Annotated in this window: 20 protein-coding genes; 5 read left to right on the top strand and 15 right to left on the bottom strand. The window is 48.2% G+C overall.

Annotated elements, in window-relative coordinates; translation table 11 throughout:
* Positions 1 to 9 precede the first annotated feature (9 nt).
* The gene (locus tag ACUUHJ_RS10670) at positions 10 to 1,335 is read right to left on the bottom strand and encodes an SMI1/KNR4 family protein (RefSeq protein ID WP_289677229.1); all 1,326 of its coding nucleotides are present in this window, start codon (positions 1,333 to 1,335) and stop codon (positions 10 to 12) included.
* Between the two features lie 184 nt (positions 1,336 to 1,519).
* Between ACUUHJ_RS10670 and ACUUHJ_RS10665 the strand changes: the two genes are divergently transcribed.
* Genes ACUUHJ_RS10665 through ACUUHJ_RS10655 form a run of 3 tightly spaced genes read left to right on the top strand, consistent with a single transcriptional unit; the run spans position 1,520 to position 5,921 of the window.
* Positions 1,520 to 3,220 (top strand): molecular chaperone HscC, encoded by a 1,701-nt coding sequence (locus ACUUHJ_RS10665; RefSeq protein ID WP_289677228.1) that lies wholly within the window; start codon positions 1,520 to 1,522, stop codon positions 3,218 to 3,220.
* Positions 3,220 to 5,178 (top strand): J domain-containing protein, encoded by a 1,959-nt coding sequence (locus ACUUHJ_RS10660; RefSeq protein ID WP_472298867.1) that lies wholly within the window; start codon positions 3,220 to 3,222, stop codon positions 5,176 to 5,178. The genes ACUUHJ_RS10665 and ACUUHJ_RS10660 overlap by 1 nt, the downstream gene beginning before the upstream one ends.
* Positions 5,179 to 5,198: 20 nt before the next feature.
* Positions 5,199 to 5,921 (top strand): DUF1266 domain-containing protein, encoded by a 723-nt coding sequence (locus ACUUHJ_RS10655; protein ID WP_472298866.1) that lies wholly within the window; start codon positions 5,199 to 5,201, stop codon positions 5,919 to 5,921.
* Between the two features lie 91 nt (positions 5,922 to 6,012).
* On the opposite strand, the gene ACUUHJ_RS10650 is transcribed toward ACUUHJ_RS10655, so the two are convergent.
* Together ACUUHJ_RS10650 and ACUUHJ_RS10645 are read right to left on the bottom strand one after the other, a co-directional pair.
* Positions 6,013 to 6,579, bottom strand: a complete 567-nt coding sequence (locus ACUUHJ_RS10650) for a GNAT family N-acetyltransferase (protein ID WP_289677225.1) — start codon at positions 6,577 to 6,579, stop codon at positions 6,013 to 6,015.
* Positions 6,580 to 6,772: 193 nt separating this feature from the next.
* The gene (locus ACUUHJ_RS10645) at positions 6,773 to 7,837 is read right to left on the bottom strand and encodes an HD-GYP domain-containing protein (RefSeq protein WP_289677224.1); all 1,065 of its coding nucleotides are present in this window, start codon (positions 7,835 to 7,837) and stop codon (positions 6,773 to 6,775) included.
* A 216-nt stretch (positions 7,838 to 8,053) separates the two neighbouring features.
* On the opposite strand from ACUUHJ_RS10645, the gene ACUUHJ_RS10640 reads away from it, so the two are divergent.
* Positions 8,054 to 8,545: a Mov34/MPN/PAD-1 family protein gene (locus ACUUHJ_RS10640; RefSeq protein WP_472298865.1), complete on the top strand. Its 492-nt coding sequence runs from the start codon at positions 8,054 to 8,056 to the stop codon at positions 8,543 to 8,545.
* Here the strand turns inward: ACUUHJ_RS10640 and ACUUHJ_RS10635 are convergent.
* The 9 genes from ACUUHJ_RS10635 to ACUUHJ_RS10595 form a co-directional block, all read right to left on the bottom strand.
* Entirely contained in the window at positions 8,457 to 10,283 is a 1,827-nt protein-coding gene (locus ACUUHJ_RS10635) for a peptidoglycan D,D-transpeptidase FtsI family protein (protein WP_472298864.1), read from the bottom strand. The two genes, ACUUHJ_RS10640 and ACUUHJ_RS10635, sit on opposite strands and share 89 nt — an antisense overlap.
* 106 nt (positions 10,284 to 10,389) lie before the next feature.
* A complete protein-coding gene (gene udk / locus ACUUHJ_RS10630) occupies positions 10,390 to 11,034 on the bottom strand; it encodes a uridine kinase (RefSeq protein ID WP_142495701.1) in 645 nt (214 codons plus the stop codon).
* 51 nt (positions 11,035 to 11,085) lie between these two features.
* Positions 11,086 to 11,721: an O-methyltransferase gene (locus ACUUHJ_RS10625; RefSeq protein ID WP_012685621.1), complete on the bottom strand. Its 636-nt coding sequence runs from the start codon at positions 11,719 to 11,721 to the stop codon at positions 11,086 to 11,088.
* A 105-nt stretch (positions 11,722 to 11,826) separates the two neighbouring features.
* A complete protein-coding gene (mltG, locus tag ACUUHJ_RS10620) occupies positions 11,827 to 12,927 on the bottom strand; it encodes an endolytic transglycosylase MltG (RefSeq protein WP_472298863.1) in 1,101 nt (366 codons plus the stop codon).
* Positions 12,928 to 13,075: 148 nt separating this feature from the next.
* Complete coding sequence (locus ACUUHJ_RS10615) at positions 13,076 to 13,366, bottom strand: DUF1292 domain-containing protein (protein ID WP_005832492.1); 291 nt, start codon at positions 13,364 to 13,366, stop codon at positions 13,076 to 13,078.
* Positions 13,367 to 13,371: 5 nt separating this feature from the next.
* Positions 13,372 to 13,788, bottom strand: a complete 417-nt coding sequence (gene ruvX, locus ACUUHJ_RS10610; RefSeq protein ID WP_289677221.1) for a Holliday junction resolvase RuvX — start codon at positions 13,786 to 13,788, stop codon at positions 13,372 to 13,374.
* 9 nt (positions 13,789 to 13,797) lie between these two features.
* Positions 13,798 to 14,058: an IreB family regulatory phosphoprotein gene (locus ACUUHJ_RS10605; RefSeq protein ID WP_007727936.1), complete on the bottom strand. Its 261-nt coding sequence runs from the start codon at positions 14,056 to 14,058 to the stop codon at positions 13,798 to 13,800.
* Positions 14,059 to 14,168: 110 nt separating this feature from the next.
* The gene (gene alaS, locus ACUUHJ_RS10600; protein WP_472298862.1) at positions 14,169 to 16,817 is read right to left on the bottom strand and encodes an alanine--tRNA ligase; all 2,649 of its coding nucleotides are present in this window, start codon (positions 16,815 to 16,817) and stop codon (positions 14,169 to 14,171) included.
* Positions 16,818 to 17,129: 312 nt separating this feature from the next.
* On the bottom strand, positions 17,130 to 18,194 hold the full coding sequence (locus ACUUHJ_RS10595; protein WP_472298861.1) for an AI-2E family transporter: 1,065 nt from the start codon (positions 18,192 to 18,194) through the stop codon (positions 17,130 to 17,132).
* Positions 18,195 to 18,572: 378 nt separating this feature from the next.
* On the opposite strand from ACUUHJ_RS10595, the gene ACUUHJ_RS10590 reads away from it, so the two are divergent.
* Entirely contained in the window at positions 18,573 to 19,259 is a 687-nt protein-coding gene (locus ACUUHJ_RS10590) for a TerC family protein (RefSeq protein WP_472298860.1), read from the top strand.
* 112 nt (positions 19,260 to 19,371) lie between these two features.
* On the opposite strand, the gene ACUUHJ_RS10585 is transcribed toward ACUUHJ_RS10590, so the two are convergent.
* Genes ACUUHJ_RS10585 through ACUUHJ_RS10575 form a run of 3 tightly spaced genes read right to left on the bottom strand, consistent with a single transcriptional unit; the run spans position 19,372 to position 20,314 of the window.
* Positions 19,372 to 19,566: a hypothetical protein gene (locus ACUUHJ_RS10585; protein WP_289678064.1), complete on the bottom strand. Its 195-nt coding sequence runs from the start codon at positions 19,564 to 19,566 to the stop codon at positions 19,372 to 19,374.
* Between the two features lie 27 nt (positions 19,567 to 19,593).
* Positions 19,594 to 19,800 (bottom strand): hypothetical protein, encoded by a 207-nt coding sequence (locus ACUUHJ_RS10580; RefSeq protein ID WP_007717618.1) that lies wholly within the window; start codon positions 19,798 to 19,800, stop codon positions 19,594 to 19,596.
* A 34-nt stretch (positions 19,801 to 19,834) separates the two neighbouring features.
* Positions 19,835 to 20,314 carry a PRC-barrel domain-containing protein gene (locus tag ACUUHJ_RS10575; protein ID WP_087349711.1) on the bottom strand — a complete coding sequence of 160 codons (480 nt, stop codon included), beginning with the start codon at positions 20,312 to 20,314 and terminating at the stop codon, positions 19,835 to 19,837.
* Positions 20,315 to 20,320: the final 6 nt, after the last annotated feature.

Raw genomic sequence — 20,320 nt, 5'->3', positions numbered from 1 at the left:
CCCCCTCGTCTAATGCTTTACGGTTTCCAAGGAAGAGCGAATACGATCTACACGCTCCTTTTCCTTGCGCAGAATGGCTTTCTCGTATGCTACATCCAGCAACCGATTGATTTCTTGCCAATTCGCTTCACCGGAAGGCGATTCACCACTTGTCAGCATTTTCCCCCAAGCACTTAATGCAATCTGTCGCTGTGCTTCATTTCCGTCCAGCCAGCGAATCAGATCCTCCCATTGTGGACGTGACACCGCGAAAAGCTCATCCCAGCCTTCTATCGGGTACGCCACATGCGGCTCCATCCACAAAATGACTTCTCGGGAGCGAAAGTGATGCAAATGACTGTTGGCAGCATATCCTACCAAACATTCTTTTCTGGCAACGACTTCGTCCATTTCAGCCAAAACTCTCTGTAAGCCCTCTTCTTCCGGCAAACAAGCTGCCGTTAGATATGCACGTTGGCTTGATCCTAGCCGTTGATAATGTGGCCCGGACTCCCATAGAGAGCGCACCCAGCTCTCTGCCTTCTTGCCTACTGTCTCGACAATGAGCTGGCACCAAAGTAGCAGATTACTCGATGAGGTTTCCTGCTCAATTTGTGTTACCCATTTTTGTAAAATTGGCTCCCAATCGTACTGGGTAAATGCCTCTTGGATGCGTGAATCTCCTGCACCATGCATTTTTGCAAACAAGACTAGCTTCTCGAAATCTTGCGCTGCCTCTTCAAAGCTTAGCGTCCGATAGATTTGCAGCCATTCTTTCCACTCTTGTGCGACTTGTCCCTCGACATCGAGCCCATCTGCACCGGCGAGTGCTTCATAATTCCAGCACTCTGCCCCAATACAGCCAAGCTCCGTGACTCGCTCTACGAACTCTGTAAAGCTTTTGCCGAGCAATAGGAATTCGTCTGTCTCATGCCCCCAAGAATAAACGGGTGGGTCATCCACGCCTGTCGACAAATCGATGAGCAGCATGTCGCCATTCCCACCGACGTGAAAACAGAGATACCTTTTCTCGTCCTCACTCTCTTCGTCCCCACCAAAGTACGGCCACTCAAATGCATCCAATGACCATCCCAAGTCCCCACTGAGCGAAAAAGGATCTAACGCTCGAGATGGCAACGACCAATTTATTTGAACCTGACTGCTGCCCAATAGTAAAATAGTCCGGATCGTCGCTGGAAAGCTGATCCCGAGACTTTCCTCTCTTCTTTCGATTTCTTCCAGCGCTGCTGGAGGTTCTATGGTGAGCGGCCAAACCTGGGCACCTTGTCGCTCCATATCATGCATAAGTAACTTCCACGCTTCAAACCACTTTTCCATTCGTTGCTGCATTGGCATAACGACCTCTCTCGTCTGTCGTTTTCTATCTTACGAATTCTATATCTATTTTCTTTATCTAAAATTCGATTTCATATCCTACTAAAGAACCAATTATATCCATATTTTTCATGGTAAAATTATCTACAAAGTCACTATTTTTGCCGATATTAGTAGAAAAAACACGGAAATGAGGACCTAGCTAATGACCACCATTGGAATTGATTTGGGCACGACGAACAGTCTGGTTGCCTACTGGACTGAAAATGGACCCGCGCTCATTCCAAACGCTCTCGGAGAAACACTAACTCCTTCTGTTGTCAGCGTCGATGAAAACGGCGAGATCTTGATTGGAAAAATCGCCAGAGAGCGCCTCTTGACTCACCCAGATCGTACCGCTTCTACTTTCAAACGGTTTATGGGGACAGAAAAAAGATACCAGCTGGGGAGATATTCCTTTTCTGCCGATGACCTTTCCTCCTTTGTGATTAAATCTTTGAAGACGGATGCAGAGGCTCATTTAGGGCACCCCGTTCACGAAGCGGTTATCAGTGTGCCTGCCTATTTTAACGACACACAACGCAAAGCGACCAAGCGGGCAGCAGAGCTTGCAGGACTGAAAGTAGAGCGCTTAATTAGCGAACCGACTGCCGCAGCGATCTCATATGGGCTCCATCAAGAGGAATCCGAGACACAATTCCTCGTATTCGATTTAGGTGGTGGAACGTTTGACGTTTCTATTTTGGAAATGTTCGAAGGTGTGATGGAAGTAAAATCAATCGCTGGGGACAACTTTTTGGGCGGCGAAGACTTTACCGATCTGATCGCCTCTTATTTCATAGAAGCCCATCGACTCGATATCAACACGCTGGACAGCAAAACGCGTTCGTCCATCCACAAGCAAGCTGAGTTGTGCAAACGCGCCTTGTTTTCCGAGCAAGAAGGGAAAATGAGTGTCAATATCCAGGGTGAGCTGGTTGAAACGACCCTTAGTCGAAATCAGCTGGAAGAACTCGCATTTCCCCTGCTACAACGACTGCGTCAGCCGATCGAGCGTGCTTTGCGAGACGCATCCATCTCACCTCGGGACCTAGATGCCATCGTGCTTATTGGCGGTGCGACGCGGATGCCGCTTATCAAATCCATCGTAAGCAAAATATTTGGGCGACTGCCCTATTCCCATATTAATCCCGATGAGGCCGTTGCATTGGGAACAGCAATACAAGCAGCACTCAAGGAACGCAACGAGGCGTTAAACGAGCTTGTATTAACAGATGTTTGCCCATACACACTCGGTACGGGGATTGTTCAAACCATGGCAAACGGCAAACATGAGGATGGCTACTTTTTTCCGATCATCGAGCGCAATACGCCAATCCCGGTCAGCCGGGTAGAACGACTGTACACCGTTCTCGATTATCAACGCTCCATTCTCGTTGACGTGTATCAAGGCGAAAGCCGACGCGTCGAACATAACCTCAAGCTTGGCGAACTGAATATAAAAGTCCCCCCTGCCAAGAAGGGCGAGGAGTCTATCGATGTTCGTTATACATATGACATCAACGGGATTCTCGAAGTCGAAGTGACTGTCGTATCTACAGGAGTCAAAACCAAGGCCGTCATCGAAAAAAATCCGGGTAGCCTTTCAAAAGAAGAAATTGAGGAGCGTTTTCAAGCTCTTCAAAACATAAAGATCCACCCCAGAGAACGAACCGAAAATCGATTGCTTCTGGCAAAAGGCGAGCGTATGTATGAGGAAGCGTTGGGCGAAAACCGGATGATCATTGCGAATTACTTACGCCGCTTCGAAAGTGTCCTGTCCACCCAAAATGAAAGGGACATTGCCAAAGCAGCAGAAGAATTGAAGCAGCAGCTGGACATGTTTGAAGGGTGGAATGAGTATTAATGGGGATTTGGGAGATTCTCGGGATTGAACCGACGGACAATCCTGCCCAGATAAAAAAGGCTTATGCCAAAAAGTTGAAGGTGCACAATCCGGAAGTTGATCCTGAAGGCTTTCAGCGATTGCGAGAGGCGTATGACCTCGCCCTGAAGTTCACACGTAATGACAAGCGGGATCCTGAAAAAAGACAGCTGGACGGCGAGGAGAATCACGAAACGCAAGAAGAGCAGCCTAGCTACGATCCACCGCATCGGCTCACACTATTTGACAGATTTTTAGAGGAACCACTGCAAGAAGTAGTCTCTCAAGAAGAAATCCCGATTCCCAAGCGGTACGATTTCACGGAGAACTACGATCATTCCGAACGCTCCATGAACCCTGGTGATATGGTGGAGCGTTTTTTCCACCGTACACAAGAGTTGTACGACAACTATCACGAACGTATCCAGCTTGAAAACTGGCGTGAGTTGCTGAATGACGAGGCCATGTGGAATGTCGGCTGCCATCAACTCATCGATACGCAATTTCTCCACTTTTTAGAAGAACACTACCACTTGCCTCATGAAGTGTGGAAGCTGCTCGATTCCCATTTTCAATGGCAGGAGAAATCAGAAAAGCTCGTAAGCCAGCTCTCAGGACGTTTGGTCGCTTACCTGAACGGCCAGCTTAATCAGATCTTCACGCTGCGTTACCACTCTTTTGAGAATCGCGATGACCTGGATATTGAAGCGTTTCTAGAATGGCGCAGCGATGCGTTATTTGCCCTCATGGAAAACGATTGGGAAACGGCTCAAAGCTATTTGGCAAAAGCTCATGCTCTGTACGCTCTTGACCCCGATTTGATCCGTTTACAGGGTGAATATTTTTTGCGAACCGGAAATAAGAATCGTGCCTTTCATACCTTTGATCAATTGATACGTCTTGATCCAGATAACATCGATGCGTATTTGTATCGTGCACGACTTTTCCTCGAGAAGGGAGATGCCACAGATGCGATCAAAGATTGCGAGGAAATCCTCACTCGCATGCCAGAACTGTGGGATGCTCGCAGCTTGCTGGGGAAAGGCTATCTTCAGCTAGGGGAATGGGAGAAGGCTCAAGAGGTTTTTCAGGAGATACTCTCGCATAATCCATCCGATATCGACGCGAAGATATGCTTGACACAAATACACTCACCGTTTAACAAGATGACGGAACCACCTGCGAGCAAGCAGGCCAAAGCTGTTAGGAGAAAAAACCTGCAAACGCTTGGACTTCCTGGCAGGCTAGCAAGGTTCAAGCAATTTTTTGCTCTCTACACGAGACGTAACATTTGGACGATTATTTTTCTCCTTCTGCTCCATTACGCTATGTTTGCTGTCGTATCCATGAAGCTGGATATGACTTCGGAGCAAATGTTTGACTCCTTGGTCAATAAATATAAGCCTGTCCAAATCAAGACCGTAGAAGGGATGAAACAAACTCCTCTTGGCTACCAGGTGGAGTTTACTTTGACCAAAGCGTCTTATACCAATATGCTCCGTGTCTATGACAAAGAGAAGTATCCTGAGCCAATAGCCGAGTTCATCCCTGCTGCCAAAGCCAAAGAGCGAGATCTATTAAACTCGGACACAGGCTATGTAAATGTGGGTTATCTGGGTCAACAATTAATCATTGTCATTACGGACTACGACCATGCCAAGGAAATTCATGACAAACAATCCATAACGATGCGAGGAACGCTGAAGGCGGTACCGGATGGGGAGATGTTGCCTGTCATTGTGAATGCTCTGGATAAACGAAAGCTTCCCTATCAGTCGATTCTCGTGACCGATACGTATATCAATGCCAAGCCTGACTTAGAAGAAAAAGGATGGACGGGATCATGGCTTCTGGGCATTCTCGCGATGATTTCCATGTTGTATTACATCCGCATCATTCGTGAGTTTCCCAAAACTCGCAAAGCATTGACATTCCACTAAAGGAGGCAAGGAGGATTACCATGACAAAAGAAGCAGAAAACGAAAAAGAGATCGACCCAAAGTTAAGCCGCTACTTGCATGCGCTCTCCTCTGTTTGCCTAAATCAGAAGCGGCTCGCGTATTATTTGGCCATCCACGAATACAACCGCCTGCGCGATACGTTTTTGCGGCTTCGTATTGATAACAGATGGGATACCGGGGATGCCGCGAAAACGAAAGAGCGCTTGACTTGGTTTTTGGAGCATGGGCGAAGAACTGAATTTGATCAGCATCGCCACGTATTATCTTCACTCGGCGCTACCAATCGTTCCAACTACATCGCGTCCTTAAAAAAAGGCGATCTGGAGTCAGCCCGACAGTTGGTCGTTTACGCGTACATGAACAGACTCCCATATGCCGGTATTGCCGCCTTTGATTACGCCTGGTATCTCATTATTTGCAAGGCAGGCGCCCAGCAGTCCTATCTTCCCAAGGCAGAGGCCGTAGAAGGCATGCTGGACGTAGCCAAGCGAATCCAACTCGCTTATTCGAGCTGGGAAGAGTATTTGTTTGCCTATGCATGCGGCAATCTTTACGACGAAGCAGGCGCGTCTAAAAATACAAGGAAAGTAACCGAAGCTCATATTTTGAAACTCTTGACGGGTAAGTACAGTCCGATCCGTGAATTTGACTGGAAGTTTGATCTCACACCTTACCTGCCCTCACCACCCCATGCAGAAAGCCTCCCTGCTTTTAGCAGCTAAGCTTACAAAAAAAACGTTTCCCTCGGACATTTTGCGCGTTGTCCGACTGGAAACGTTTTTTATTCTTGTATCAAGCCTAACAGAAGTCTTCTTACGCCTTCTTCGGTAGATCCTTCACCATGTGGCTCAATTTATGCCCGCTTACAATCACTGTCCCATCCTCGCGATAGCCGAGCGATTCATACAGCTTGCGCGCACGTGGTTTTTCCTCATCAACGAGCAAAGCGATTCGGTCATGTCCACGTTGAATCGCTTCTTTTTCAAAAGCATCCAGCAGAAGTGATCCGATCCCCTTCCCTCTGCATGAGGAATCAACCGCAACAGAATCCAAATAGAATTCGTCATCCTTTGCTTCTTTTACGAGCGTAATCGTCTCGCCAGTCAAACGTTGGACATGCTCAACGAAGGGGCGATCGAGCACCTCTGTTTGGCTTCCATGATAAAAGAGCGCCAGTCCTACTGGTACATCTCCATCCATGGCAATCACTGCGTTTTCGTAGCTAAGCCGGTTGTTTTCCTTCGCAAAAAACTCCTCCATCATGCGAATCGCTTCCCCCGCCTCCGTTGCACCTGTCAACGTATGCGCGATATCGCCAATGGCATCGTAAATTAATGGCGCAGCAAAAGCTGCATCTGTGGGTTCCGCTTTGCGTATCATCTGTTTCCTCCTTGCGTTTCGAGCATTCGCACGACACGAATCTTTTCGTTTCTTTGTCTATCATACACACTTTCATTGTGTCACAATCTTCCAAGCTGATCGAGCTTTCCCGACGATCGTTCACAGATCAGCAACAATGAAACCGCTCTCATTTTTTTCGAGAGCGGTTTTCCCTTTTTCGTATCGGATTTTCTTATCCAATCATTTTTTCAATCGTCAGCTTGCGATCATGCCGCAAATCGAGGAATTCACCCATTCTTCTTACCAACGGACGCATCGGTTCATCTTGATGAATAAGAATGACTTCGACTTCTTCCCCGCTGCTCAACCTCGCCTTCGCGCCTACGTACAGCAAGGCAATGTAGCGGACAAACTGTGCAACGATCTCGACGTTCAAGATTCCGTTACAGGCTTCCTTCCATAGGAGCTGTGCCGCCTCGAATGGGGACGTCCTCCCCTTGTACACCCGATCAGAACAGATCGCATCAAACATGTCTGCAACAGCGAGCACCTGACATTCGATTGGAATGTTATCGCCTTTTCTTTGCTCCGGATAACCAGACCCGTCGAGTCGCTCGTGATGCAGCAAGGCACACAATGCCAACAGCTCAGACCCACCCTTCATTTCACGGATCATTTCATAGCCGAAGACAGTATGCTTCTTCATGATCGCAAATTCCTCTTCACTTAGCTTGCCTGGCTTCAGCAATATTTCCTTCGGTACTCTCATTTTCCCAATGTCATGCATAAATCCGGCTATCCCCATGAATGCTACTCGCTCTTCATCCCATTTCATTAAGCGAGCTATGAGCGAACAGAGAATGCCTACATTTAATGAATGTCGGTATGTATAGCTGTCTGCCCCTTCCAGCACGTACAAGTTCCGGAACAACCCCAAATGCTTCGTCGATTTTTCTGCTACATCAAAAAAGATGTTGGAAAAATGATCAAGTCTTTGTGCCCCGCCAACTGTCAGTTCATCGAAGAGTAGTCTCGTTTTGTCGAGAGCTTGTACATAAGCAGCAACGGTCTCAGAATCTGCATCCAGTTGGAATAGTTGAGAAGTAACTTCCTCACCAGTTCCCTCTGTAAGACTCTGTATGATTTCAACCTCACGGACTCGTTGCTTTTGCAATAGGATCACATGGGCAGGTGTGATCGTCGTATTTTGTCCCAGCAGCAATATTCCTTGTTCCGTGTACAAATCTGCCGCTAATACTTGCCCAATCAGTGAGAGATCAACAGGTGCCAAAGGCATACAATCAACCTTTCCAGTCTCCGTCTTAGTAGAAGTTGTTCAAAAAGCCGACTTTTTGAACTCACACTTTTATTCAAATTATAGAAAGGAAGAAGGTTCGTTACAATCTTTTTTTCGACAATTCCTAACTTTGCTGGACACGGGTCATTTCACCATTCGCATACATATGATATCAAGCAAATGTCAGTGGTTTTATCAAGGAGGGACGAACGTCTCATGACGACGCTGTACATCACACCAAAAGCGTGGAAACAGATTGAGCAGGCCGTACGAAAAAAACCCTCACTAGAAACAGGAGGGGTGATGATGGGATACCCACTTGGTGAGGATAGATGGGTCGTTACGTATGCAAGTGAACCAGGCCCAAATGCGATTCACCAGCCACATTCTATTTTTTTCGATGACACGCATCTCAACAAGCTCGTCCGCAAATTAAGCAGAAATCGTCAATGGAAATACATTGGTGATTGGCATAGTCATACGGTGAAACGCCTGTCACCCAGCAAAGGTGATAAGAGAACCATTTGGGCAAAAGCCTCGCAATCCATGTACATGTCTTCCTCTCCCCTCATGCTGATCGTCGGGCTAAGTAAAAACAATCAAATTAACGCAAGAGGATTCATCCTCGGAAATACTCTTCGCGAGGTTGGGAAGATTGAGCTGTATGATCGGCAAGCCCAGCAACAGCTTGGTGAAAAAACTCCATAGCCTGGTTTTTTCCCCAGCTCGGCTGGTTTTCTGCCACGACACAAATGGCGTAACGTGGCTCTTCTAACGGAGCGTACCCGAGAAACCACAGATGGTTGTTTCCATTCGCATCCCCGATTTGTGCAGTCCCGCTTTTTCCTGCCACCTGCCAAGCGGAATTCATGAGTATCTTTCCTGTTCCCTCTGTGACGACTTTTCGCATCATTTTTCGCAATTTGTTGGCTGTGACGTAGTCAATACCGTCCAAAGAGAGCTTCTGCTCGGGGAATGTATGGAACGACTGACCATTTCGGTATGCGATCTCTTTTACCAGCCGTACTTGAGAGCTTTGACCGCCACGCAAAATCGTTACCATCATATTGGCTGCTTGCAAGGGGGTAATGCGTACATCCCGCTGACCGATAGCGCTTTGAATCAGGACGCCTTCATCGTCGCGGGATATCCCCTCAGCAAAGACTCTACCTGGCTCTTCGCCATCCAGCTGCTTGAAGTTTTGGATTTTATATAGATGAGGGGTAAGATGTCCCACCTGAGTGGTCAAGCCCAGCTTTTTTGCATACTCCTCCAACTTTTCCCCGCCTATCATCTTGGCAATATGAGCAATCGCAATGTTGCAGGATTGGGCGTAGGCTTCTTCCAGTGTCACACTGCCGTGGCCTTCTTTTTTCCAGCAGGAGAATTGGTACTTCCCGTATTCCCCTGTACATGAAAAACGGTCAGTTGGTGAAACGATTCCTTCCGCCAGGGCGGCTGCTGCTACCACTGTTTTATAGACGGAACCAGGCGGGAGTTGTTTGAACGCGCGATTCTTCCAATCGCTCGTGTTTCCTGTAACATTCGTTTGATCATAGGTAGGGCGGCTCACAGCTGCAAGAACATCGGCTGTCTGTACGTCCAAAACGACGATACTGCCCTCTTTTAGACCTACTTGATCGGCGGCTGCCTCCATGCTTCTCTGAATCGCTGCATCCAAGGTAGTCGTCAAGGACAACGGATAGTATTGATTCGATTGCTTTGTATAGCGGATATCCAGCCCTCGGAGCGGTTGACCATGCCCATCTACATAATAGGACAAGACAGATGGCTCGACCCCCTGTAAAAAACGGTCAAAGCTTCGCTCCAGACCCGACGCCCCTAGCGTGCTCTCGGCATTCATTTTGCCGCTTGTCCATTCATCTGGATACAGCTTCTGCACCATGTTGGGATTTTTATGGATAAAACCAATCAAATGCTTGGCTACTTCATCAGCACGGTATCGCTCTGTCACCGCCAATGCCACAACTCCTGGAATGGCAAGGGCATTGATTTCCTCCGCCTGCCGCTCGGTGAGCATCACCAGCTTTCCGGACGACTCTCGCATGAGCAGCGGTACTTTCGCCTTTTCCATGGTCTCTGACAGGCGTTCCTTAGATTCTCCGGTTATTTGAGCCAACCGCTGCAAGCCATCTGTTCCTTGCAGGCTCCCACGCGCCAACGGGAACAAAATCAAGGCGAGATGCTCTTCTCCGGTAAAGGCGTACCCATTTCGATCTACGATATCGCCACGCCCGCTATGCAGTACGATGCTTTGCTGTCTTTGCTTTACTGCTGCTTTTACCAAGTCAACGCCATGCCGAGAAAACCGATGGGGTGATCCGAGTTGAATCCACCACAAGCGCACGATCAAACCGAGCCATAACAACGACATGGACAGCAATACAAGGAAGTGACGTCTTTTGATTCGTCGATCCAGCTGCATCGAATTCCCTCCCTGGCTTTTTTCACCAGTATTGCCGGAATGTACGCGACAGAAACAACGAACAAAGAAAAAAGCACACCGTACGTCACGGTGCACTTTTAGGTGTCTATGATTGATTGGTGAATTGTTGCTTCTCCAATAAGATATTTCCGATCTTCGTGGATAACAGATCCAATGCTACTCGGTTGTAGCCGCCCTCTGGGATGATGACGTCTGCATATCGCTTGGTCGGCTCAATAAACTGCAAGTGCATCGGTCGAACGACGTTTAAGTACTGTGTCACCACTGAATCAAGGGAACGACCGCGCTCTTCGATGTCACGTACGATTCGACGAGCAATACGCACATCCGCATCGGTATCGACGAACACCTTGATATCCATTAAATTACGAATCCGCTCATCCTCCAGAATCAGCATTCCTTCCAGAATGATGACATCCTTTGGGTCGACTTGGATTTGCTCCGGCTTGCGGTTATGCACCTTGAAATCGTAGATCGGTTTTTGGATCGCCTTTCCTTGCATGAGCTCCTGCAAATGCGCAAGCAACAAATCGTTGTCAAAAGCAAAGGGATGGTCGTAGTTAGTCAGCGCCCGCTCTTCTGGGCTCAAATGGCTTTGATCCTTGTAGTAGGAATCCTGTTCAATCATCGTTACACTATCATTTTGGAACTGGCGGTACAGCTCCTTTGCTACAGTCGTTTTTCCAGAACCACTGCCTCCCGCTACCCCAATCAATACGGGGTTACCCATGCTTCATGTCCCCTTCCTCATGATGCTTTACGCATATACGACCCTATGTTTTTACTTCTTTTTCATACTGATGGCCAACCCGTCTCCGACCGGAATAAATGTCGTTTCTAAATCAGGACGCTCCATTAAATGTGAATTATAAGAAAGCAGCTTGTCCACCATCGGACGCTGGCGCTTGCCCGCTTCTTCTGGGGTCGCCACCAGTCCTCGGAACAGGACATTGTCGCTGATTACCAAACCGCCTTCGCGAAGAAGCGGTAGATACAAATCGAGGAACGTTCGATATTGACCTTTGGCCGCATCGATAAACAAGCAATCAAATTGATACGACTCCGGCAGCCCTAAAGTGGCGTCACGTGAGAGTATTTCCACACGATCTGCACATCCTGCTTCTTTTATATTTTCCCGTGCTCTCACCAATCGATCTTCATCTATGTCCATCGTGACAATTCGCGCTTCCGGTGCAGCTTCTGCAAGCCAAATGGTAGAATAGCCAATTGCCGTACCCACTTCAAGAATCGCTTTGGGACGATGCAGCAATAACAACATCCGCATGACTTGAGCGGACGGGAGCTGCACAATGGGGATGTTTTCCTCTGCCGCCTCCTGCTCCAGTCGCTTGAGCAGCAAAGAACGCTCGGGAACCAGGCTTGACACGTAGTCGTCAATTGCCGGATTGGTAATCATGATTTCACTCCTCTTTCGTTACAACCGAATTATTATAGCACACCAAAGGAAAACTTGGCTACGTCAAGCACTGTTGACCGCAGGCAAAAAAAAGAGGAAACCTGGTTAGTTTCCCCTGCTTTTCTTATCATTTGCTTCATGCTCTTGCAGTGTTTTGGAAAAGTAATGCTCGGACGTTCCGTCTTTTTTCGTCACGTAGAAAAAGTAGTCGTGTTTGGCCGGATTGACGACAGCTTCAAGCGAAGCTCTGCCAGGGTTGGCAATCGGCCCCGGTGGTAATCCAGGATTTGTGTACGTGTTGTACGGGCTTTTTACTTTTAGGTCCTCAAAGGTCAGACGATCTCGTTGTTTGCCGAGAATAAATTGCACGGTAGCATCAGCCTGCAACGGCCACTTATCGCGAATCCGATTGTAGTACACGCCTGCTACAAGCGGACGCTCCTTGTCAACGGTTACTTCACGCTCAACGATCGAAGCGAGATTCACTGCTTCATCAAGTGTTAAATGGCGCTGCTTCAGCTGCTCAGTCCACTCTGGCTTCCATTCCTTTTGGAATTGAGCCAGCATACGCGAGACGACTTCATGTGCCGTAGTGTCTTTGTCCACCTCATACGTTTCCGGGAACAGATACCCTTCCAGACGGTTCTTTCGGTCTGCTTGCTTCGGTATGGCGGCGACAAAAGGATATTCGGGGAATGCACCTTCATTTACTTCTTTTAAGAATGCCGCTTTCTCTACAATGCCTTCTTTATCGAGATGATCTGCGATCTGTTCGACATTCCAGCCTTCTGGGATCGTAAATCGGTTCGCATTGATCACCGTGTTTCCTTCCACCATGGCTGTTAGTATCTCGTCAATAGCTTGGCCAGTCGTAAATTGATACTCTCCCGCCTTAAGATCAGGGGCCACACCTTTATACTTCACGTAGTAATTAAAAACATCGGCATCTCGGATCAGACCTTGTTCTTCCAGTACCCGACCAATTTTTTGTACAGAGGAACCGGACGGAATCGACACGTTCTTTACCGTCTGTTCACCTGCAACAGGCTGTAATTGCTGGTGCACGTACCACGCTGCTCCCCCCGCAGCCAAAATGATCAACAACAACAAGGCAACCAGCCACATCACAATTCGTCCGCCGCGTCTGCGTCGACGCGTAGCAGGGCGTTCGGGGTTAAAATCAGGCTTCGCTGACATTGGTTTCAAGCTAGAAATCCTCCCTTTAGGGTCTCTTTATCTCCATCCCATTCATTATACAAGAGGCTTATCCAACTGTCACTTCATGGGTGATTTTGGCGAAAAAAGTCATAAAAAAAAGAGCCCGCCAGTTGCGGACCCTTTTCTCACGCTTCTATTAAATTCCGTCTTTCTCCAAATCAGCAATCAACGTTTCGAAGGTAGCTTCTACTTGCTCCCACTCTTCATCATCCTCGATTGGCTGAAGCATGTCTGTACCGTCATAACGCAGGAAGTGAACCTCGTACTCTTCTTCCTCTTCCTGATCTACTGGTACGAGTACCAAATAGCTGCGGTCTTCGATGTCAAAAATGTACATGATACGAAAATCTCGCGGTTCCTCGGTACCTTCTTCCGTCAGCGCGATCACATCGCCCACTTCGAACTCTTCCATCATCTCTTCACTCATTGTGATCACCTCGATTTCGCGTCCAAATATCCTTGGAGGATTAAAGTGGCCGCCATTTTATCTATCACTGTCTTTCGCTTTTGACGGCTAACATCAGCAGAAATCAGCATACGCTCTGCCGCCATCGTCGTCAAGCGTTCGTCCCACATGTGGACAGGAAGAGACGTGCGTTCCTCCAAAAGCTTGCCAAATGTTTGACACATTTCAGCACGCGGGCCTATGGTTCCGTTCATGTTTTTGGGCAAACCAACGACGAAAGCCCCAATTTGATACTGCGAAACTAATTCGCTCAGGCGGGCAAAATCCTTTTCCTTGGATTGTCGCTTGATGGTCTCTACTCCTTGCGCAGTCCATCCCAGCTCATCGCTGACAGCCACTCCAATCGTCTTGTCGCCTACATCCAACCCCATCAATCGTGTCATCGTTAAGGTCTACTTGCGCTCTGACAAGTAAACGGTCACCAACTCTTCTATGATTTTGTCCCGTTCCAATTTGCCAATCAGGCTCCGCGCGTTGTTGTGGCGTGGGATAAACGCCGGGTCGCCAGAAAGCAAGTAACCGACGATCTGGGTGATCGGGTTGTATCCTTTTTCCTGCAGGGCTTTGTACACCTCTGTCAATGTTTCTTGGACATCCGCCGCATTCGCTTCCTTGGGCACCGTGAATTTCATGGTATTATCCAACGAACTCACAATCAACACCTCGATTTCCTTTGAGACTCTTTTGGTTACCTACTCTTTTTTGTATTCGACTCGGATTTCGTTTACTCCTGTCGATTATACAAATTTCTCTTGCAATCGCATTATTTCGCTACTGCTTGACTCTTCACGAAGTCAGCCACTGCATCTAGTGCTTCTTGCAGCTTGGATGGGTCCTTACCACCGGCTTGTGCCATATCAGGACGTCCACCACCGCCACCACCACAACGAGTTGCGACTTCCTTGATGATCTTGCCAGCGTGAATACCTTGATCCATGAGATCTTTGGTTACACCTGCAACGAGGTTCACCTTGTCGCCATCGACCGCACCCAACACAATGACAGCGGAGCCGAGTTTGTTTTTTAGCTCATCCACCATGCCGCGCAGGTTGTCCATATCGACAGCGGAAACACGTGCAGCGAGTACATTCATGCCGTCTACTTGTTGGAGTTTATCCGTCAACGACGCTGCCTCGATGTTCCCCAGTTTTGCACGCAGGGACTCGTTTTCGCGCTGTACTTCTTTCAATTGTTGTTGCAGACCTTCTACACGTGCAGGTGCTTCTGCCAGTACAGGTGCTTTGAGTGCTTGCGCCACTTCTTTGAGTGTAGTGAACTGCTGGTTCAAGAACTGGTAAGCGCCGCGTCCTGTTACTGCTTCGATCCGGCGTGTACCTGCACCGATACCGCTCTCGCTTACCAGTTTGAACAGACCGATTTCCGCGGTGTTGTTCACATGGCATCCACCACACAGCTCCAGGCTGTATTCGCCCACTTTTACAACGCGTACAACGTCGCCGTATTTTTCACCGAACAACGCCATCGCGCCCATCGCTTTTGCCTCAGCCAATGGTTTGTTGGCGATCTCGACACCCAGGTTTGCCCACACTTTTTCATTCACGATTGCTTCGATACGCTCCAGTTCTTCTGGAGTAATAGAGCTAATGTGAGTGAAGTCAAAACGGAGACGCTCTGGTGCTACCAAGGAACCTGCCTGGTTGACATGCGTTCCCAGGACATCCTTGAGTGCTTGATGCAGCAAGTGAGTCGCTGTATGGTTTTGCGTGATAGCGAGACGTGCTTCACGGTTCACTTCCGCGCGAACCTCATCGCCTTTACGCAGGGTACCTGCTTCGACGATGACGGAATGTACATTTTGACCCATTGGCCCTTTTTGTACATCTGTCACACGTGCTTTCACGATATCAGAAATCAGGAAACCTTCGTCATTGATCTGACCGCCGCTTTCTGCATAGAAAGGTGTTTGGCTCAGAACGACTTGTACGGTTTGACCTTCTTCTGCTTCTTCTACCAGCTGGTTGTCCAAAATAATCGCTTCCACTTTACCTGTTGCTACCAATTCAGTATAACCAACAAATTGGCTCGTAACCGTCAAATCAGACAATGGACCACCTTGGATTTGCATGCTGTCTACGTCTTGACGTGCTGCACGTGCACGCTCACGCTGTTCTTCCATTGCTTTATCAAAGCCATCGCGATCGACAGTCAGCCCTTGCTCGTCTGCGAAGTCTTCTGTCAAATCAACAGGGAATCCATACGTATCGTACATTTTGAACACATCTTGACCAGATAGTTGTGTCTTTCCGCTATCTTTTGCTGCTTTTACCATGTCAGACAGGATCGCTAGACCATCGTTTAATGTCTCGTGGAAACGCTCTTCCTCGGCACGAATGACTTTTTCGATAAACGCACGCTTTTGAACAACCTCTGGGTAGAATTCGCCCATCATCGTGCCTACTGTCTCAGTCAAGCTGTACAGGAATGGCTTTTCTACGCCCAGCTTTTTCCCCATACGTACGGCACGGCGAAGCAGGCGGCGAATGACATAGCCACGTCCTTCATTGGATGGAAGCGCACCGTCACCGATTGCAAACACAACCGTACGTGCATGGTCAGCGATAACCTTCAGGGCTACATCCATCTCAGGGCTTGTTTTATACTTCACACCGGAGATTTCCGTGGTCTTTTCGATCAGCGGGAACAGCAGGTCTGTCTCAAAGTTGTTGTCTACGCCTTGGATGACAGACGTCATGCGCTCAAGACCCATCCCCGTATCAATGTTTTTCTTAGGCAGCGGCGTGTAGGTACCGTCTGGATTGTGGTTGAACTGGGAGAATACCAGGTTCCATATTTCCAGGTAGCGCTCGTTCTCCCCACCCGGGTACAGCTCAGGGTCGCTCGGGTCGTTTCCGAACGCTTCTCCACGGTCATAGAAAATCTCCGTGTTCGGTCCGCTCGGGCCTTCTCCGATATCCCAGAAGTTGCCCTCCAGTCGGATGATTCGCTCTTCTGGAACACCGATTTTCTTGTTCCACAGCTCAAATGCTTCTTCGTCCTCTGGGTGAATAGTAACGGAGAGCAACTCAGGATCAAAGCCGATCCATTTTGGGCTTGTCAAAAACTCCCATGCCCATTCAATCGCTTCTTCCTTGAAGTACTCACCAATTGAGAAGTTACCCAGCATTTCAAAAAAAGTGTGGTGGCGAGCCGTACGTCCCACATTTTCAATATCGTTTGTACGAATAGACTTTTGCGAGTTCGTGATACGCGGGTTGTCCGGGATGATGCGGCCGTCAAAGTATTTCTTGAGAGTCGCCACACCGCTGTTGATCCACAGAAGGGAAGGATCGTCGATTGGAACCAATGGAGCGCTAGGCTCAATGCGATGTCCTTTTTCTACAAAAAAGTCGAGGAACATCTGGCGGATTTGATTGCCTGTCAGCTTCTTCATCTACATTCTCCTCATCTAAAAATAAAAAAAGCCCCCATCCCCTCAGGGACGAGAACTGATTTCTCGCGGTACCACCCTGCTTACAGGCTCGCTACACTTATCTGAGCCAAGGCCTGTCGCTTAAGTGGCGTCTAACGGTGCCAAGCCGCCGGGTTTTGCCCGGTCTTAGGAGTAGCCTTCTGCTGCTCTTCTTTTGGTCGCCCTCTCAACCATGGAGCGTCCTCTCTGTAAAAGGTCTGCAACATACTCGTTCCCTCATTGATTTCACATAAATCACTTTGTCCATATTATAAATATTTTACCTGATCACTGTCAACTTTCATGCATCATGACAGCGATTCGGCTAACGATCACTTTGCAAACGGCCAAAATCGGGACAGCAACGATTAACCCGATGATCCCCCCTACCGTCTCCCCTACCAGCAGTGCCAAGATAATCAGTAGCGGATGTAAATGCAAGGAACGACCAACGATGTTCGGAGATAAAATGTTTCCTTCCACGATTTGAATGATGAGATTGACAACGACAACGAGTAGCAGTGTCTTGGTGGAAATCGTAATCGCGATCACAACTGCTGGTGCCGCCCCAATCAATGGTCCGATGTACGGAATGATGTTGGTGAGACATACGAATGCAGCCAATACAAAAGGATACGGCATGCCGATCCACCAGTAGCCCAAGTATGCGAAGACGCCTACGATCAGGGCGACCATCATTTGTCCATGTATGTATTTACCCAAGGATTCATTAATATCCCGCAGGACGATCAGCACTTGCTTCCGATAAGCCTTTGGAACAATCGACATCCCCGTCTCATGCAATTGCTTCATATCCTTCAAAAAGTAGAAAGCGATAAACGGCACAATAGCAAAGGCAAACAACTTTCCCATCGAATGCTTGGCATTATCCACGAGTTTCGATACGGAATGAGACATTCCCTCATTCGACTGGATGATCACCCGGTCCACACCCTTCGAGATGCTATCCGGCAAAAAATATTTTCGTGCCTCCCACTCACTCATCCATGTATAGTACCAATCCATCAGGCGGGGAATATCGTCTGACAGCTCCACCAATTGCTTCGTGAAAACTGGGATGGCGTTAATGATCGCAATCGTAATCACCAATACAAATGATCCATAGATGAGCAGGACTGCCATCAAGCGCGGAACCCTTCTTTTTTCCAGCAATTGCACGATCGGATGGAGCAAGTACGCAATGACGAGTCCCAATATGACGGGAACGAGCACTTCCTTTATGAGCGAAAACAACTGTGACAGGACTGGTCGGAGCAGCCAAAGCAGATTGCCGATGACCAAAAGTGTGATGACCCAAACAGCAGCAGCAAATAGACGACTTCGCCGAAGTTCATCCACGTTCCCCAACTCCTCCCTATTTGCCTACATCTTTTTTAGCTTGTCTCATTCACATTAATTTCATGTAACCTATTGACACACAATTTCGTGTTCAGTACTATGTAATTACAAGAGGATATCTCCAAAGGGGAGTAGCTTTTTCGCAACATAGTCGTCATTACGGGATTTTTCCCCGGCTATGTTGGCAACATTTTCGCAATGTTGTAAGCAAGACCTTTGCCGATCAGGTAAAAGGTCTATTTTTGGTTTTCAAACGACCTTTTCCTGAATCGGGAAAGGTCGTTTTCTTTTTCGCCCCTTTACATACACTATGGGAGGTATCAAGAAAACGGCCAGCGGATTATTCGCTTCTACAATGGATTAGGAGGAGGAAGAGAAATGGATTTATTATTAAGCCCTGAGTTTTGGACCGCATTACTTTCAATCGTTATCATCGACCTCGTGCTGGCCGGGGACAATGCCCTCGTCATCGGGATGGCGGCTCGTAACCTGCCCGCTCATCAGCAAAAGCAAGCCATCATCTGGGGAACGGTTGGTGCCATTGTCATTCGTGCATTGGCGACTCTCGCTGTGGTTTGGTTGCTGAAAATTCCTGGCCTGTTGCTTGTAGGTGGTTTGATTCTCATTTGGATCGCTCTCAAGTTGCTGATTCAGGATAATGGTCATGAGAATATGAAGGCAAGCGGAACACTGGGAGCAGCGATTTGGACGATTATCGTAGCCGACACCGTAATGGGCTTGGATAACGTTATCGCCGTTGCTGGTGCAGCACATGGTGATTTCCTTCTGGTAGTTATCGGTTTAATCATCAGTGTTCCCATCATGGTATGGGGTAGCACATTGATCTTGAAGCTGATCGAGAAATATCCGATCGTTATCTATATCGGTTCTGCGGTATTGGCGTATACCGCTGCGAACATGGTAACAGGTGAGAAGCTCCTCACACCATTCTTTGCCGCTTACCCTTGGGTAAAATGGGTATTCATCGTGGCTGTTGTGGTTGGTGTCCTGTTGATCGGGCGCACGAAAAGCCAACAGCAAAAACGCTTGGCAGAACAATCTTAATACACGCAAGCTCCGTCATTTCCACGACGGAGCTTTTTCATGTATGGCGAAAAAAGCACCCGAACACAGTGTATGTTCGGGTGTTTGTTTACGTTCCAATTCACATTTTGTGTTAACGAGTAACGGCACGCATCAGCTTGCGACCTGATTTCCACATACGCGTTACATCACGCATGGAGAAGGGCAACTGATTCCAATTCAATGAAAACCGACTGCGACGTCGCGGAGCCAACCAATAGCCAATGATCGCCACAATTCCGCTTGTGGCCAGAACCCGCAACAGGCCTCGAATGAACAAGCGTGCCACCTCCATTGGATTTGCCGCTCAAATCCACTACATATTCAAGTGAGCGGTTACTGTCTGGTCCTCAATAAACAGATCGTTGAGCGAATGCAAGGATCCATCTTCCTCAACTTGGTAGACAGAAGCGATCTGCTCATTGGAAACGCTCATTTCTATAAAGCAGTTCCAGCAATAGTATTGATTGGTTCCAATCTTTCCTACATCTTTGGAACTGCAATTCGGGCATATGACACGCATCACGCTTTTCCTCCCTTTCACGCCTAGCCACGAACTAGTCCGGCACGATCAGGTTTTCTTCCCCGATAATAACGGATGCTGGTGCAGGGAGGCGCTTTCGTCCTTCCGTAATATCTGCAAACCAGCCATTTGATAGTTCGTACCCTACAAGTTTCTCCCAGTTGGCTGAAAAGTAAACATCTTCCAGCCTTCCCAAACACTCTCCGGAAGCGGTAATTACCGCTTTTCCTTTTAACTTCGTCTTTCCCGTCACAATGCCGACAGGCTCTAGTCCGGCGAGATGAGGTAAGGGCGTGATCGCGTCTTTTCCCGATACGGTAAGGCAGGACTCCCCGACCGCATGAATATGTTCGGTAGGAATATAGGTACCTGATTGGAACCAGCCCTGTTCGCTCAGCAAGACTCCTCGTACATGCCAAGTGGAGTCGCAAAGAATGTCACGCACGGTTCCAATCGTCTCCCCTGTTTGAAGGCAAACAACTGGCAATCCGACTGCATCCATTGCCTTGCGCATGTGGGA

It is taken from the genome of Brevibacillus schisleri (assembly GCF_055685845.1).
This window is presented reverse-complemented; position numbering and strand designations above follow the sequence as displayed.